Source organism: Caballeronia ptereochthonis, assembly GCF_001545075.1.
Taxonomy (GTDB): domain Bacteria; phylum Pseudomonadota; class Gammaproteobacteria; order Burkholderiales; family Burkholderiaceae; genus Caballeronia; species Caballeronia ptereochthonis.
This window is the reverse complement of the sequence record NZ_FCOB02000097.1, coordinates 1-1,180: the sequence shown is the minus strand read 5'-3', so window position 1 is coordinate 1,180 and position 1,180 is coordinate 1. Positions and strand designations below refer to the sequence as shown.

Genomic DNA, 1,180 nt, shown 5'->3' with positions numbered 1-1,180 from the left:
CACCAGCTTTCTTTCGGGCTGCGAGCCCTTGTAACACAAACGGGCTACCGCTTCGAGCGAGCGAAAGGGATCAGTTTCCGAACGCTGAAGGCAATATACAAGTAACCAAAGAAAGCAGCTTTTGGCCCGGAGTGCTCGAGCCGACTCGTCGTCATCGTTCGGATTGGCCCAGCCTCTAAGTGTCGCCCTCATAGAACTAACGCGGCTTGGCTCGCGCGCGATCTGACACGCTAGTGTGTCCAAGTGGCTGGCTCAGCAATCATACATCCGGCACCGCGCTACGCGCTGCCGTCGGGAACACGAAGCCCGAGCGCCGATGCAAAGCAGCATCTAATCAGATTGCAGGCACCCCGGAAAATCGAAGCACGCGCAAGCCCGCCGTGAGCGATACGGGTGGGCATGGCGGCGGCATGCAACTGACCGAACACTTCGCCGCATCGAACTCCATGCAACGACTCATTCCCCGCAGCACCAATCACAAGGACGCGATGAAGGTCAGCTTCGCGAACCCGGCGAGAGCAGCTAAGACTCCCCCGAGAGGCATGATACGCAGCACGCCGAGCCGCCATGAGTCGGACCCCTCCAATGAAAGGTCCGCTCACCTGCCCCGATGTACAGACCGACCGGTCTAAGCTATCGCACAACTCTTCTGCACCGCGCCCCAGCTCCGCACGGTTTCGTCCGTTCAATATGGGGCAGTAGTAGAAGGGCTAGATGGTAAGGGTTGGGTACGTCTCGTCTAATCCGGCCAACTCTGCTATCGGCCCGCCTGTCTCATCGAGCGAAGGATTCGAACCTCGTCATTAGAGGGCCTCGCCGTCAGTGTGAAAGACATCGAAGTCACCCCCCGCCCCTCCTCTAGAAAGCCCCGAGCACCCGCCCCGAACGGTTGCGGGCCGTGATCGCCGCCGAACTCGCCGCGCTTTTTGGCTAGCGCCCGCTGTCACTGCTTACCTGATCAACTCCCTCAAAAACGTTGAGGTCCTTTAGCTCCTCGTTCCGGCGAGGCGCCTTCTTTCTCGCGCGGCGAGTTTTCGGATTTTTCGGTCTTTGTTTGTCGATTAGGAACGCTGACAATCATTGTTTTTCTGCGCTGCGTGCTGCCGCCTGTCACGACCGCAGGCCGACTTATAAGAACATGAATTCCGGCACCTTCACACTCGTTTTTAGTCGCATCCAC

General features: G+C 58.6%; 1 protein-coding gene. It reads right to left on the bottom strand.

All coding sequences use genetic code 11. The features are described 5' to 3' along the window. Positions 1-967: 967 nt before the first annotated feature. Positions 968-1,180 (bottom strand): hypothetical protein (locus AWB83_RS37035; protein WP_208636846.1); only part of this gene is annotated, 213 nt, incomplete at its 5' end.